Source organism: Altererythrobacter chaiwopuensis (assembly GCF_054957735.1).
The window spans coordinates 1,235,783-1,250,103 of the sequence record NZ_JBTXJF010000001.1 but is presented as its reverse complement, the minus strand read 5'-3'; the positions used below and the strand labels follow the sequence as shown (position 1 = coordinate 1,250,103).

Sequence of the window (14,321 nt, the reverse complement as noted above, 5' to 3'; positions counted from 1 at the left end):
GACAGAGGAAGAAGCGCGCCTGGCCCTGGGCCTGCGCTCTATCATATCGCGCCGTCACAAGTTTTGTATGCGGGCAAGCAGATATTCGCAGCGCAGGTCTAGCCGGAATTTGGGCAACAGGATCGGCTCGCAACCATGCGCTCGCAAGGTCGCCAACAAATGTTTGCTTTCAAGCTCCGCGCTCTTGAAATCGTGGCGGCGAAATTCGTTTTGTTCGAATATCTCGCGCCACGGAGGGGCAAAGAATACCGCGCGATAGCGGCGGATCGCTTTGGGCAGTTCTCGCTCTGCGGGCAGGTCGCCCAATTTGACCAGGCCAGAAAGGGCATCGATCAGCCCGCGGTCGAAGAACACCGCCCCGCGCAGGCTGGCTGCCTGTTCCAAATCCTGTCGCGCCAGCGCTGCGGTGCGTTGGAGGAAGCCGAGCATATCCTCCCATGGCTTGGGGCCACCCGACCGGATCAGGCGCAGGCCGGGCTCGGCGACGATGTCGTAACCTCTCGCCGCGAGTGCGGACAACAGGCTCGACTTGCCGCCCCCGGAACAGCCGGAGATAGTGAAAAAGCCACTTTTCATGGTATATCAGAAACTTGCAGTGACACGCAGGCCAGCAAGGACGCCGGGGTCGCGCGCGCTTACGGCACTGTCAATGACCTGCACATTGGCGGTAACCTGCAAGCCATCCGACAGGCCGAGCGTGTAGAAATATTCGACACCCTCTTCATCCTGCAGCGCCAGGCGCTGGTCGAGCGCCCGGATCAGCCGGTTGGTCAGCGAATAGCGAAACCAGGACACGCCAAAGCGGTCTTGCGGGCGGAAGCGCGGATTGCCCGAGATTCCGATGAAGCCGCTCTTGTCAAGAAAGGTCGGGTCGCCGTTAGAGATATAGACCTGCCCGAAGATGCCCCAGCCCTTGCCCGGTGCTTCGGGATAGACAGACAGATACTGGTAGCCTGCCAGTACCGCCGCAAACTCGCCGCGCCGCTGGCCGAAATCCGATCCCGGTGGAGGGATCAGGACAGCTGGCAGCGAATCGGCGTTTATGTCATTGCGGGTCGAGCCGGAAAGCTTGAGCGCATAGAAGCCCGGCTTGCCCCCGATCTTGACCGGGAATGTCACCGAGCCGAGGAATCCTACGCCGCTTCTGAAGGCGGTTTCGAACCCGCTGCGCTGATATTGCGAATCCGGATCGAACACCCATAGCCGGTAGAGCACCTTCTCGGTCGGCACCTCCAGCAACGCGCCGGTGATCGTGTTGGGAATAATCGCTGATGGCGGCAGGGCGATGCTCAGGTTCTGGAAACCGTAATGCCCGTCGCTGCCTACCACCGGCAGCTTTCCGCCCAGATCAAGCACATTGACCTTCCCGACGGTCAGTTGCGTGCCCGAAGCCCAGTGTTTCGAGACGCTCACTGAAACATCGAAATCGCCCGTGTCTTCGCCGCGAAACAATGCGGTGTTACTGGGGATCAGCCCGATCAAGCCGTTGGAGTCCTTGCCCCAGGTATACTCCGGGCGTACCGTCAGCGTGATGCTGTCATCAATCCCGAAAGCACTTCCTTTGATGTCGATATAGGCATCAGCGCGGCCGCTATAGCGTAGCGTTTCGGCGGCATCGCCAGAGACCGGCATGTCGGCGAACTGCGAGATCACCAGCCGCGTTTCCACCGGTTTGACGGGCGCAGCATTGGATGAGGGCGGGGCGGCGGTTGCAGGCACTTTGGCGGGCAAAGCGTCCGCCGCTGCAGTTTCAGCAGCATCGCCTTGTGCTGCTGCATCGGTTTCGACCATCAGAGCCGAAGGATCGGAAGTATCGGAATTGACCAGTGTCGCCGCCACTGCAATCGGTGCACCGCCTGCCAGCGCGCTGCAGGCTGCGCCGGCACATATGAAATGCGGCCAACTGCGCCGTAATTTTATGAGCCGTGATGTTATGGAATGTGCGACCTGCATCCACCTCCCCAAGTCAGCCAGTCATAGCGAATTACTTCTAACTAATACCTGCTGATCAGCTGCTTAGATGGAGCACCTTTCCTACGCATGGTCAATACTTATGCCACTAAAATCCAGCGTTTCCTTTGATTCCGTGTGACAAAGCGACAGTAGATCGCGCATAAATTGTATAGCAGCGACATTTTAATGATACTGCGCGTGTGACGGTGCATATGCCCAGTAAATCAGCGCGGCAGTTCGGTTGCGCCCATCAATGCTTCGTCAACCGCACGCGCCGCCTGCCGCCCTTCGCGGATCGCCCATACCACCAGGCTCTGCCCGCGCCGCATATCACCGCAGGCAAACACATTCTCGATGCTGGTCGCGTAATTATCGGTATCGGCGGCGACATTGCCGCGCGCATCGAGCTTGACACCAGCCTGGTCGAGCAATCCTGCCTTCTTCGGCCCGACAAAACCCATCGCAAGCAGGATCAGGTCAGCCTGGATCACGAAAGCACTGCCTTCGATCTCCTGCATTTGGCCGTCTTTCCATTCGACGCGTATGCATTCCAGCCCGGTCACGGTTTCACCGTCGCCTATCACCCGCTTGGCCAGCACGGCCCAGTCGCGCTCGACCCCTTCCTCATGGCTCGAGGAGGTCCGTAGCTTCATGGGCCAATCGGGCCAGGTCAGCGCCTTGTCCTCATGCTCCGGCGGCTTCGGCATGATCTCGAGCTGGACCACGCTCTTGGCGCCTTGCCGGTTCGACGTGCCCACGCAGTCGCTGCCCGTATCGCCGCCGCCGATCACCACCACGCGTTTGCCGGTGGCGAGCAGCGAACCGCGCGGTGCCGCGCGCACTTCGTCATCGCCCGCGTTGCGCTTGTTCTGCTGGGTCAGGAATTCCATTGCCAGCCGCACGCCAGGCATTTCCGCGCCAGGGATTGTCAATGTGCGTGCGTCTTCTGCGCCGCCTGACAGAACCACCGCATCGAAGTTCTCCTGCAAGCTCTTGAACGAGATATCTACGCCCACTTCCTTGCTGGTTTTGAACTCGACCCCTTCGGCCTCCATCTGCACCGCACGGCGGTTGATCAGATGCTTTTCCATCTTGAAGTCCGGAATGCCATAGCGCAGCAGTCCGCCGATCCGGTCATTCTTTTCGAACAGGGTAACGGTGTGGCCGGCGCGCGCCAATTGTTGGGCGCAGGCGAGGCCGGCAGGGCCTGAACCGACCACCGCCACCGATTTGCCGGTCTTGTGCTTGGGCACTTGCGGCGTAATCCAGCCCTCTTCCCAACCGCGATCGACGATCGCGCATTCGATCGACTTGATCGTGACCGGCTGGTCGGTGATATTGAGCGTGCAGCTCGCCTCGCAAGGGGCAGGGCAGATACGGCCGGTGAACTCGGGAAAATTGTTGGTCGAATGGAGCACGTCGAGCGCGTTCTTCCAGTCGCCTTCATAGACCAGATGGTTCCAGTCCGGGATGATGTTGTTCACCGGGCAGCCGTTGTGGCAATAGGGGATGCCGCAATTCATGCAGCGGCTCGCCTGCGCCCGCAGCGTCGCATCGTCCGGCTGGACCACGAATTCGCGGTAGTTGCCCAGCCGCTCTTTCGGATCGAGATAATCCCGCTCACGCCGGTCGAGTTCGAGAAAGCCTGTTTCCTTGCCCATGTTCTGGCGTCCCGTCTCTTCTATTCCGCCGCGACCGAAGCGGCTTCTTCGCGCTCGGCCTCGAGTTGTTCCAGCGCGCGCTTGTAGTCGCGCGGCATGACCTTGATGAACTTGCCCACTTCGCTGTCCCAATTGTCGAGCAGTTGTGCTGCCTTGGCGCTGCCGGTGTGGAGCTTGTGGCGTTCGATCAGGATCTTCAGCCGCTCGCTGTCATGGCGCAGCATGTCGCCCATGCCGAAGTCATTGACCGAGCGCGGCCGCTGCGTTGGCCGCCCGGCCCCGTCATTTTCGTCGCGCACGCCGGTTATCGGCACAAGATCGACCTGGGCCGGATTGACCAGCTGAGCGAATGTGCCATCGGGATCGTAAACATAGGCCAGGCCGCCGCTCATGCCGGCGGCAAAGTTGCGCCCGGTCTGGCCCAGCACCACCACCACACCGCCGGTCATGTATTCGCAGCAATGGTCGCCCGCGCCTTCGACCACCGCAATGGCGCCCGAATTGCGGACCGCGAAACGCTCGCCCGCAACACCTTCGAAATAGGCCTCGCCCGCGATCGCGCCGTAGAGCACGGTATTGCCGACGATGATGTTTTCGCCCGGATCGCGCGACACGCTTTCGGGTTGCTTGACGATGATGCGCCCGCCTGAAAGGCCCTTGCCGACATAGTCGTTGGCATCGCCGGTGAGGTCCAGCGTCAGGCCATGCGCCAACCATGCGCCGAAGCTCTGCCCGGCCACGCCGGTGAAGTTGATGCGGATCGTGTCGGCAGGTAGGCCTTCATGGCCATAGGCCCTGGCGATTTCGCCTGACAGCATGGTGCCAACGGTGCGGTTCACATTGCGGATTTCACGGCTCAGTTGGACCGGTTTGGCCTCCACAATCGCATCCTTGCAGGCAGCAATCAGCTCGTTGTCCAATGCTGCGGCGAGCCCGTGATCCTGGCTTTCGGTGTGATGCAGCGGCGCGCCTTCGGCGATGTCGACCTGCGTCAGCAAGCGCGACAGATCGACCCCGGCGGCCTTCCAGTGGCGGTGGGCCCGGCGCATGTCGACCCGGTCGACCCGCCCGATCATCTCTTCCACGGTGCGGAAGCCCATCTCGGCCATGATCTGGCGCAGTTCTTCCGCGACGAAGAAGAAATAGTTGATGACGTGCTCGGGCTGGCCGGTGAAGCGCGCGCGCAGCACCGGGTCCTGCGTGGCAACGCCGACCGGGCAGGTGTTGAGATGGCACTTGCGCATCATGATGCAACCGGCGGCAATCAGCGGAGCCGTGGCAAAGCCGAATTCGTCCGCGCCAAGCAGCGCGCCGATGGCGACATCGCGCCCGGTGCGAAGACCGCCGTCGACCTGCACCGCGATGCGGCTGCGCAGATCGTTGAGGAGCAGAGTCTGCTGGGTTTCGGCGAGGCCGATTTCCCACGGGCTTCCAGCATGGGTCAGGCTGGTCAGCGGCGATGCGCCAGTCCCGCCTTCATAGCCGGAAATCGTGACATGGTCGGCGCGCGCCTTGGACACGCCCGCAGCCACCGTGCCCACACCCACTTCTGACACCAGCTTGACCGAGATTCGCGCCGGCGGATTCACGTTCTTGAGGTCATGGATTAGCTGAGCCAGATCCTCGATCGAATAGATGTCATGGTGCGGTGGCGGCGAAATCAGGCCCACGCCGGGGGTCGAATGGCGCACTGCGCCGATCCGCTTGTCAACCTTGTGGCCGGGCAGCTGGCCGCCTTCACCAGGCTTCGCGCCTTGCGCCATCTTGATCTGGATATCGTCCGAATTGACGAGATATTCGGTGGTCACGCCAAACCGGCCACTCGCAACCTGCTTGATCCGGCTGCGCATCGAATCGCCATTTTCCATCGGGATAAAGCGTTCAGGCTCTTCGCCGCCTTCGCCGGTATTCGACCGGCCCCCGATGCGGTTCATCGCGATCGCCAGCGTCGAATGCGCTTCGTGGCTGATCGAGCCGAAGCTCATCGCGCCGGTGCTGAACCGCTTGACGATTTCGGATGCCGGTTCAACTTCGTCCAGCGGGATCGGCTGTTCGGCCTTCCTGAACTCCATCAGCCCGCGGATCGTCAGCAGCCGTTCTGACTGCTCGTTGATCGACCTGGCGAATTCCTCGTAATCCTTGGGCTTGTTGCCGCGCACGGCGTGCTGGAGGAAAGCCACATTCTGGGGCGTCCAGGCGTGGTCCTCGCCGCGCAGGCGGTATTGGTAGATCCCGCCCGCGTCGAGCATGTTCCTGTACAAAGGATTGTCGCCATAGGCCTGCGCGTGGCGGCGCACGGTTTCCTCGGCCACTTCGATCAAGCCGACGCCTTCGATCATTGTCGCGGTGCCGGTGAAATAACTCTCTATGAACTCGCTGGACAGGCCAACGGCATCGAAGATCTGCGCCCCGCAATAGGACTGATAGGTGGATATGCCCATCTTGGACATGACCTTGAGTATGCCCTTGCCAACCGCCTTGATGTAGTTCTTCTGCACTTCGGCAGCAGTCATTTCAGGATGCTTGCGGGCGCGCACGTCTTCGAGTGTCTCGAATGCGACATAGGGATTGATCGCCTCGGCGCCGTAGCCGGCCAGCACGCAATAATGGTGCACTTCGCGCGCTTCGCCGGTTTCGACGACCAGGCCGGTCTGCATGCGCAGGCCCTGGCGCACAAGATGATGATGCACTGCAGCAGTGGCGAGCAGCGCGGGCATGGGAATCCGGTCCGCCCCCTGCGCCCGGTCTGACAGCACCAGGATGTTCTTGTCCTGCAGCACTGCTTCGGTGGCGGCCCAGCACATTTCCTTGAGCGCCATCCTGAGGCCCTTGGCACCCTTGCTGGCGCGCCAGGTCATGTCGATCGTCTCGGTGCGGAACGCGCCATCCAGCGCCACTTCGACCGAGCGGATCTTTGCCAGGTCTTCATTGGTAAGGATCGGCTGGCTGATCTCGAGCCGCTTGTGCGTGCCGGCCTCCATGCCCAGCAAATTGGGGCGCGGACCGATCATCGACAGCAGGCTCATGACCAGTTCCTCGCGGATCGGGTCGATCGGCGGGTTGGTGACCTGGGCAAAGTTCTGCTTGAAATAATCATAGAGCAGGCGGCTGCGGTTGGAGAGCACCGCGATCGGCGTATCGGTGCCCATGGAGCCGATCGGATCGTCACCGCTCACGGCCATCGGTTCGAGGAAGCGGCTGATGTCTTCCTGCGTATAGCCAAAAGCCTGCTGGCGCTGGAGCAGCGTGGTCTCATGCTGAGCCACCTGGCTCAGTTCGGGCTCGATATGGTCGATATCGCCAAGCGTGTACTGCGCCTTTTCCAGCCATTTGGCATAGGGCTGGGCAGCCGCGAGCTCCGCCTTCAGCTCGCCATCCTCGATGATGCGCCCTTGGTTGAAGTCGATCAGCAGCATCTTGCCCGGCTGGAGGCGCCATTTGCGCACGATGTCCTCTTCGGCGAACGGCAGCACGCCGCTTTCCGATGCCAGACACACGATATCGTCCCTGGTGACGCAGAAGCGTGCGGGGCGCAGGCCGTTGCGGTCGAGCGTCGCGCCGATCTGGCGGCCATCGGTAAAGGCCACCGCGGCCGGGCCATCCCACGGCTCCATCAAGGCGGCGTGATATTCGTAGAATGCCCGGCGCGCAGGATCCATCAGATCGTTCCTGGCCCATGCTTCGGGCATCAGCATCATCATCGCATGCGCGAGGCTGTATCCGCCCGCGAGCAGCAGCTCGAGCGCATTGTCGAGACATGCCGTGTCAGACTGCCCATGCGGGATCAGCGGCCACATCTTGTCGAGATCGGCGCCCAGCAGCGGCGATTCCATCGTCCGGCGGCGTGCGTTCATCCAGTTGACGTTTCCGCGCACGGTGTTGATCTCGCCATTGTGCGCCATGAAGCGATAGGGGTGGGCGAGCCGCCAGCTGGGGAAGGTGTTGGTGCTGAAGCGCTGGTGCACCAGGCCCAGCGCGCTCACGCAATCGGGATCGCGCAGATCGTCGTAAAAGCTGCCGACCTGGTTCGCCAGCAGCAGCCCCTTGTAAACGATCGTGCGGCTTGAAAAGCTTGCGATATAGGCCTGCGTCAGTCCGGGCAGGCCGTGCTTTTCGGCCTGCGCGGCAAGCGGGTTGAGCGTCTGCTTGCGAATCACGATCAGCTTGCGCTCGAAGGCATCCTGATCGGCGCAATTCTCGCCCCGCGCGATGATGGCCTGCTGGATCACCGGCATCGAATCGACCACCGCCTTGCCCAGCCCGTCGAGCGAGGTTGGCACATCGCGCCAGCCGATCAGGCGCTGGCCCTCCTTGGCGGTGAATTTCTCGAACTGTTCGGTCACGAAGGCGCGCGCCGATTCGTCCTGCGGCATGAAGCACATGGCAATGCCATAATCGCCGGGCGCGGGCAGTTCCTTGCCTTCGCTCTTCGCCCATTTGCGAATCAGCGGATCGGGAATTTGCAGCAGGATGCCTGCTCCATCGCCCAGCAAGGGGTCAGCGCCCACTGCGCCGCGATGGTCGATGTTTTTGAGGATTTCGAGCGCCTGGGTAACGATGTCGTGCGACTGTTTGCCCTTGATATGCGCGACAAAACCGACGCCGCAGGCGTCATGTTCGTTGCGCGGATCATACAAGCCCTGGGGCGCCGGGTATCCCATTTTGCAAAGTCCATTCTGTCAGATGCCGGAAGTTGCGACCGTCCCGAAGGTGTCGACCGGCAATTAAGCGCAATTCTTGCTGCCGCAGCGCGCAGCATTTCCATTGCTGAGGGCCCTCATGGCGACATGAAATGATTTTTGCAACCGCGAAGAGAATAGCAATGTTTGAGCCGCCCAAGGCCCTGCTATCGCAGTTTGCGTGCTTTGGTCCCGGCCTGGCCGGGGCCGGAGACTGTCAGGCCGGATTGAGCTTGCGCAAGCGAGTGGCCAGATCGGCTGACGGGCGCAGGCCGGTATACGTATGCGCGGCCCCTTCACCACGGCGGCGATGGTCATCAAGCGCGACTGCAAACCGCTCGATCAATTGCGGCATGGCGAGATCGGCGGTGTCCTGGGAACGTAGCAGGCGGACGGCCTTGCCGTGGCGCGTGGGTGGCTCTGGAAAGGGCGAGACTTGGGGTTCAGGCGGTGCTGCCTCAGCATCGGGTGGCCGGGGCGGTTCAGTGTCAGCTTCAACGAGCGATCTGGCGCGCACCGTTGGCGCTTCGCTAAGCGTTGCCGTCTCTGCCGGTTTGAACGACTGGAGCGATGCGGCAATGCGTGCCGCCGCAAAACCCACCAAGCCGCCGATCAACATAGCTGCCACAGCGATCATGACCTCGCTGTTAAATACAGAGGGCGGCAATATGAGCCCGAAACCTTGCGTAAGTCCGGTTGCCCGTCCGGCCGGCATGACTGCCACCGATCCGCCCAGCAGCGCGGCAAACCACAGGGTTACCAAGGGCACGAATGCTGGATGTCGGCTCAGCGGTGCGGCTTTGCTACGGTAGAAACTGTTTTGGACCATGGCTGGTGCGCGCTCCCTGCTTCGGCGGCATGATAGCAAGGCAGGGTAAAGCACTCGATAACGACCAGGCTTGGGGGGCAGGGTCACGAATCGATGCAGGGCCGGGCGCTGACGCTGCGCGCGTGCACAAGCTCGCCTTGTTTCTGCCCCGCCATGCCGTAGCGGCAGGTTGACGTTTACGGAAACCGCGTTGCCATCCGGCTCGGGATGCGCCATGAAGCCCGGGTGTCGGGTGGCCGGAGTCGCCCGGATTTGCGCAATTTCGAGATCCGCTTTTTGAGGAGAGAGCCGCATGAGCCCGCAGGATTTGGCCGCCAGGACCGGCGAAGTAATCGGAACCAGTCAATGGGTGGAAATGAGCCAGGACCGCATCAACATGTTTGCCGATGCGACCGGGGACCACCAGTTTATCCATGTTGATCCGGAAAAGGCCAAGCTGACACCGTTCGGCGGCACGATCGCGCATGGCTTCCTGACATTGTCGATGATCCCCTATCTTTCCGCCAACAGCGACATTCCCAAGGTCGACGGCGTCAAGATGGGCGTGAACTATGGCGGCAACAAAACCCGCTTCATCTCGCCGGTACGTGCAGGCAAGCGCATTCGTGGGCACTGGAAGCTGGCCGAAATGGTCGAGAAGCGCCCCGGCCAGTGGCAGCAGACCGCCGAAATCACGATCGAGATCGAAGGCGAGGAAAAACCTGCGCTGATCTGCGAGTGGATCACGCAGTTCTTTATCTGACCGTCATCCCAGCGAAAGCTGGGATCGCTCTCTACCGAGCGCCAAACCGAAAATGATCCCAGCTTTCGCTGGGATGACGAGCTAGGAATTCCCAATGTCACGCGACGCAGTTATCGTTTCAACCGCCCGTACCCCGCTAACCAAGGCCGGGCGCGGCGCATTCAACAATACCACCGGCGCCACGCTGGGCGCATGGTCGATCAAGGCTGCGGTTGAGCGGGCGGGCCTCGAAGGCGGCGAAGTGGATGACGTGCTGATGGGCTGCGCGGTGCAGCAGGGCTCGACCGGTACCAATGTTGCGCGCCTTGCCGCTCTGCGTGCCGGCCTGCCGGTAACGGTTCCGGCGATGACGATCGATCGCCAGTGCTCCTCGGGCCTGATGACCATCGCTACTGCCGCCAAGCAGGTGCTGGTCGACAATATGGATATCTGCGTTGCCGGCGGGGTCGAAAGCATTTCCAAGGTTTCGGGCAGCGGCAAGCTGTTCGTGGAACCCGATCGGGAACTGCTGGAAATGCATCCGCATATCTACATGCCGATGATCGGCACGGCGGAAGTCGTGGCCAAGCGCTACAACATCAGCCGTGAATACCAGGACGAATACTCGCTCCGGTCGCAGCAGCGCACCGCCGCCGCGCAGGCCGCAGGCAAGTTCGATGACGAGATCGTCCCCTGCGCTGCCACCATGGCCGTCGTCGACAAGGAAACCAAGGAAGTCTCCTATCAGGAAGTCACGGCAGATCGTGACGACTGCAACCGGCCCGACACCACGCTGGAAGGGCTCGCCAGCCTCAAGCCCGTGATGGGCGAAGGTCATTGCATCACCGCAGGCAATGCCAGCCAGCTTTCGGACGGTTCCTCGGCCTGTGTGGTGATGGAAGCCAAGACGGCTGAAAAGCGCGGGCTCCAGCCGCTGGGCCGCTATGTCGGGATGGCGGTTGCGGGCACCGAGCCCGATGAAATGGGCATCGGCCCGGTCTTTGCCATCCCCAAGCTGCTCGAACGAAACGGGCTCAAGCTGGACGATATCGGGCTGTGGGAACTGAACGAAGCCTTTGCCGTGCAGGTGCTTTACTGCCGCGACAAGCTCGGCATTCCTGACGAGCTGCTCAACGTCAACGGCGGCTCGATCTCGATCGGGCACCCCTTCGGCATGACCGGTGCGCGCTGCACCGGCCACGCACTGATCGAAGGCAAGCGGCGCGGGGCGAAGTATGTGGTTGTCACCATGTGCATCGGCGGCGGCCAGGGCGCAGCGGGCCTGTTCGAAGTGCTTTGAATGAGCGCCTAAGGGCGATGCAGTTCAAGACGGCGCGGGAGCAATCTCGCGCCGTTCTTTGTTGGGCGGATGGCAGCGACCTAGACTTCCGCTTTCGGGAAGCGATCCAGAAGCTCATTAGGCAGGAAGTGGGTGGGGCGCGGACATCCGAATATTCGTCATTCCCGCGAAAGCGGGTATCCACTAGCAAGCCACTGATGCACCGGGACTTCCAGCCGACCGTCTATTTGCTTGCCTCTGACTACAATGGCACGCTGTATCTCGGCGTCACATCGGACCTGCTCCAGCGCATCGCGCAACATCGTGATGGAACCTTCCAGGGATTCTCGAACCGATATGGAGTGCACAGGCTCGTTTGGTTTGAACAGCATTCGACTATGGAACAGGCGATCCTGCGCGAAAAGCGGATTAAGAAGTGGCGTCGCGCGTGGAAGACCGAATTGATCGATGCGGGCAATCCGAAATGGCGCGATCTAGCCGAGGATTTCGGGTTCGAGCCGCTGCATTGAAATGGATTCCCGCGTTCGCGGGAATGACGAGTTGTGGGTTGGAAGCGGACAGTCGCTGAGGCAGACTGACCATAGAGCCCAGAAAATGTTAGTCGTCGGTCGTTATGATCTTCTTCCTCCTTGTGAAGAGGACAAACATGCCGAGGATTAAATCACCGACGGCCCAAACAAACAAAAGCATGCCGAAGCCTATGGTCGCACCGATGGCCGTTCCGGCCTCTTCTGCCGAGTTCCGCGGCGCATCCATTTCTCCAACCGCTCCAATGGCAGATACGAGCCAAATAATCATCAAAACGTTGAACATAATGAAAAGCCACTTGCAGATTTTGCCGAAAATGGTGCGGTCACTGACTTCTCTTTGAACTTGTGCCATTGCGCTCAATACTCCCATTCCAATCCAGCCGTATCAAACGTCATCTGCTGAAGTCCGTTTTGATAAAACTCCGCTTCCACAATCAACTTCTTTGAGTTCTTTAGATTAGCAAGAAACCCTCGTGCATCTCTAACGAACACCATCTCGCTTGAACCATCACTTGCATCGGTGCAACGATACTTCCTGATTGGTCCGTCATCAAATTTCACATTTAGATATGAGTCGCGATAGCTACTGCACATTATTTGCCCGCTTTCTACGCCCACCAGAATATCAAATCCGAACTTAGGGGACTGACGTATTAAAATTCTCCCTTGCTGTTCGCCATAAGGAAAATCGAGATCGATGGTGTTCGTCCCACTCAACTGAGCATAATAACTTGTATCGCCCCTCATTTGGTCAACATCTTCTTGGTAGACCCAGCGACTTTGTGGCGATCGGGGCGCTTCAATTTGCTCTGAGCTTTCGTCGGGCTGTAAGTCGCTCTTATTGCCCAACTCCGCATTTGCAACTTTGGCTGGGTCCTCGTCGGAGGTTGCTGGAGCGGTGACACCAATCGCAATGAAAGAGATGAAGGCGGCGAGGCCGAAATGCCATCTTTTGCTGCCTTTGACATAGGGCTTTAAGGTGCCGACAATTGCAGCAAGAAATATCAACGTGAAGAGTACTGCCATAGATCGCCCCCCAACGGTTCTGACTAATTCATTCTACCGGCTGAACGCTAATCATCAACCCTTTATGAATCCTCACTAAAACCACGGAGTTGGCCGTTTTTGAAGTGCTACTCGGGGTCCGCAATTGGGTCGCTAGCTGGAAGGCGGGTTTGGGTACAAGGCTTGCCAAACCTGCCAGTCCAGCTTCGTCGGATCTAGCCCGCATGCGCCGCGATAAATTCCTCGACCACCGGTGCAACTTTCGTCCGCCACCTGCTGCCGTTGAAGATGCCGTAATGTCCGGCACCTTCGGCCATGTAGTAGCGTTTCTTCTTCGTTGAGAGGCCAGTCGCGAGGTCCAGCGCGGCCCTGGTCTGGCCGAGCCCCGAAATATCGTCACGCTCGCCTTCGATCGCCAGCAAGGCGGTGTCGGCGATCTTGCCCAGATCCACGATCTCGCCCTTGTGGCGGAACTCGCCATTGGGGATCGAATGTTTCTGGAACACCTCCTCAACCGTCTGGAGATAGAATTCTGCGGTCATGTCGCACACGCTGCGATACTCGTCGTAGAAATCCTTGGTCGCCTGGGCACTGTCATCGTCCCCTGCCGTGAGGTGTTTGAACATCTCGTAATGGCTCATCAGATGGCTGCCCAGATTCATGCTCATAAACCCGGCAAGCTGCAGGAAGCCGGGATAGACCCGGCGGCCGCCGCCACTATGGTTCATTGGAACTGTCGCGATCACCGTCTGCCGGAACCATTCTATCGGTCGCTCCATAGCCAGATTGTTGACCGTTGTGGGCGAGCAGCGCGTGTCGATCGGCCCGCCCATCATGGTCAGCGTGGCGGGTGTGGCCGGATCCCGGTGCAGGTTCATCAAGGCGGCAGTGGCAAAGGCCGGCACGGATGGCTGGCACACCGCCATCATATGCGGCCGTTTGCCCTGAGAATCGACGCCGATATACTGCAGGAACTCAATCAGATAATCGATGTAGTCGTCGAGATCGAAGCTGCCTTCGTGCAGCGGCACCGTTTTCGCATCGGCCCAATCGGTGATGTAAACCTCGCAATTTTCGATCATACGCTCGACCGTGCCGCGCAGCAGCGTGGCGTAATGGCCGCTCATCGGAGCTACGATCAAAAGGCGCGGCGCATCTTCGGGCAGGCCATCGCGGCGGAAGCGCATGAGATCGCCGAACGGCTTGTTGACGACAATTGCTTCTTCGACCTGGTGTATCTTGCTACCGACCGCGACGCTCTTGATGCCAAAGGCCGGCTTGTCATAGCTTGCGGTGGCGTGGGCAAATACGTCCAGCGCGCTCGCCGCCATCGGGCCCAGGCCGGTATAACCCACCGGATTGACCGGATTAGTAAGCAGTTCTGCCCCGATCGAGGCCATGGCGCTGGCGCTGGAAAGCCAGGCGCGCTGCAACTCATAGGCGTGGTAAAGCAAGGCGTTCCCCTGTTGTTATTTTTCAAGCGGCGCCTTTGCCCAGGCGCCTGAATGCCACATCTTGGACCTGTGATCGCCCTTGTGCAATGCACAATTATCGGCATGCATTGCTAATGACCGACGCCGCGCGGATTTAGCGCGTGAAATTTGCGCGTTGTAAGTCTACCTGTGGCCACCAATGGACGGGCA

12 protein-coding genes are annotated in these 14,321 nt (G+C 60.3%); 4 read left to right on the top strand and 8 right to left on the bottom strand.

Features of this window, described 5'->3' with window-relative positions:
* Positions 1 to 54: 54 nt before the first annotated feature.
* From ACX3VQ_RS06045 to gltB, 4 genes are all read right to left on the bottom strand, one after another.
* A complete protein-coding gene (locus ACX3VQ_RS06045) occupies positions 55 to 576 on the bottom strand; it encodes an AAA family ATPase (RefSeq protein WP_462580007.1) in 522 nt (173 codons plus the stop codon).
* A 6-nt stretch (positions 577 to 582) separates the two neighbouring features.
* The gene (locus ACX3VQ_RS06040; protein WP_462580006.1) at positions 583 to 1,839 is read right to left on the bottom strand and encodes a carbohydrate porin; all 1,257 of its coding nucleotides are present in this window, start codon (positions 1,837 to 1,839) and stop codon (positions 583 to 585) included.
* 338 nt (positions 1,840 to 2,177) lie between these two features.
* On the bottom strand, positions 2,178 to 3,614 hold the full coding sequence (locus tag ACX3VQ_RS06035) for a glutamate synthase subunit beta (RefSeq protein WP_462580005.1): 1,437 nt from the start codon (positions 3,612 to 3,614) through the stop codon (positions 2,178 to 2,180).
* Between the two features lie 20 nt (positions 3,615 to 3,634).
* The gene (gene gltB, locus ACX3VQ_RS06030; RefSeq protein WP_462580004.1) at positions 3,635 to 8,251 is read right to left on the bottom strand and encodes a glutamate synthase large subunit; all 4,617 of its coding nucleotides are present in this window, start codon (positions 8,249 to 8,251) and stop codon (positions 3,635 to 3,637) included.
* On the opposite strand from gltB, the gene ACX3VQ_RS06025 reads away from it, so the two are divergent.
* Positions 8,132 to 8,410, top strand: a complete 279-nt coding sequence (locus ACX3VQ_RS06025; protein ID WP_462580739.1) for a hypothetical protein — start codon at positions 8,132 to 8,134, stop codon at positions 8,408 to 8,410. The genes gltB and ACX3VQ_RS06025 overlap by 120 nt on opposite strands.
* Before the next feature lie 100 nt (positions 8,411 to 8,510).
* On the opposite strand, the gene ACX3VQ_RS06020 is transcribed toward ACX3VQ_RS06025, so the two are convergent.
* The gene (locus ACX3VQ_RS06020; protein ID WP_462580003.1) at positions 8,511 to 9,062 is read right to left on the bottom strand and encodes a hypothetical protein; all 552 of its coding nucleotides are present in this window, start codon (positions 9,060 to 9,062) and stop codon (positions 8,511 to 8,513) included.
* Between the two features lie 352 nt (positions 9,063 to 9,414).
* Between ACX3VQ_RS06020 and ACX3VQ_RS06015 the strand changes: the two genes are divergently transcribed.
* The 3 genes from ACX3VQ_RS06015 to ACX3VQ_RS06005 all read left to right on the top strand — a co-directional run bounded on the left by ACX3VQ_RS06015 (position 9,415) and on the right by ACX3VQ_RS06005 (position 11,652).
* Positions 9,415 to 9,864, top strand: a complete 450-nt coding sequence (locus tag ACX3VQ_RS06015; RefSeq protein ID WP_462571003.1) for a MaoC family dehydratase — start codon at positions 9,415 to 9,417, stop codon at positions 9,862 to 9,864.
* A gap of 94 nt (positions 9,865 to 9,958) precedes the next feature.
* A complete protein-coding gene (locus tag ACX3VQ_RS06010) occupies positions 9,959 to 11,143 on the top strand; it encodes an acetyl-CoA C-acyltransferase (protein ID WP_462580002.1) in 1,185 nt (394 codons plus the stop codon).
* Between the two features lie 197 nt (positions 11,144 to 11,340).
* On the top strand, positions 11,341 to 11,652 hold the full coding sequence (locus ACX3VQ_RS06005) for a GIY-YIG nuclease family protein (RefSeq protein WP_462580702.1): 312 nt from the start codon (positions 11,341 to 11,343) through the stop codon (positions 11,650 to 11,652).
* 88 nt (positions 11,653 to 11,740) lie between these two features.
* On the opposite strand, the gene ACX3VQ_RS06000 is transcribed toward ACX3VQ_RS06005, so the two are convergent.
* The 3 genes from ACX3VQ_RS06000 to ACX3VQ_RS05990 all read right to left on the bottom strand — a co-directional run bounded on the left by ACX3VQ_RS06000 (position 11,741) and on the right by ACX3VQ_RS05990 (position 14,132).
* Positions 11,741 to 12,025 carry a hypothetical protein gene (locus ACX3VQ_RS06000; RefSeq protein WP_462580001.1) on the bottom strand — a complete coding sequence of 95 codons (285 nt, stop codon included), beginning with the start codon at positions 12,023 to 12,025 and terminating at the stop codon, positions 11,741 to 11,743.
* A 5-nt stretch (positions 12,026 to 12,030) separates the two neighbouring features.
* Positions 12,031 to 12,699 carry a hypothetical protein gene (locus tag ACX3VQ_RS05995; RefSeq protein ID WP_462580000.1) on the bottom strand — a complete coding sequence of 223 codons (669 nt, stop codon included), beginning with the start codon at positions 12,697 to 12,699 and terminating at the stop codon, positions 12,031 to 12,033.
* Positions 12,700 to 12,893: 194 nt separating this feature from the next.
* A complete protein-coding gene (locus ACX3VQ_RS05990; RefSeq protein ID WP_462579999.1) occupies positions 12,894 to 14,132 on the bottom strand; it encodes a polyhydroxyalkanoate depolymerase in 1,239 nt (412 codons plus the stop codon).
* Between the last annotated feature and the right edge of the window lie 189 nt (positions 14,133 to 14,321).

What these genes read in the sequence shown, in the direction of transcription:
- ACX3VQ_RS06045 (WP_462580007.1), bottom strand. Translation starts at nt 576, where the DNA reads ATGAAAAGTGGCTTTTTCACTATCTCCGGCTGTTCCGGGGGCGGCAAG.
- ACX3VQ_RS06035 (WP_462580005.1), bottom strand. Translation starts at nt 3,614, where the DNA reads ATGGGCAAGGAAACAGGCTTTCTCGAACTCGACCGGCGTGAGCGGGAT.
- ACX3VQ_RS06025 (WP_462580739.1), top strand. Translation starts at nt 8,132, where the DNA reads ATGGTCGATGTTTTTGAGGATTTCGAGCGCCTGGGTAACGATGTCGTG.
- ACX3VQ_RS06015 (WP_462571003.1), top strand. Translation starts at nt 9,415, where the DNA reads ATGAGCCCGCAGGATTTGGCCGCCAGGACCGGCGAAGTAATCGGAACC.
- ACX3VQ_RS06010 (WP_462580002.1), top strand. Translation starts at nt 9,959, where the DNA reads ATGTCACGCGACGCAGTTATCGTTTCAACCGCCCGTACCCCGCTAACC.
- ACX3VQ_RS06005 (WP_462580702.1), top strand. Translation starts at nt 11,341, where the DNA reads ATGCACCGGGACTTCCAGCCGACCGTCTATTTGCTTGCCTCTGACTAC.
- ACX3VQ_RS06000 (WP_462580001.1), bottom strand. Translation starts at nt 12,025, where the DNA reads ATGGCACAAGTTCAAAGAGAAGTCAGTGACCGCACCATTTTCGGCAAA.
- ACX3VQ_RS05995 (WP_462580000.1), bottom strand. Translation starts at nt 12,699, where the DNA reads ATGGCAGTACTCTTCACGTTGATATTTCTTGCTGCAATTGTCGGCACC.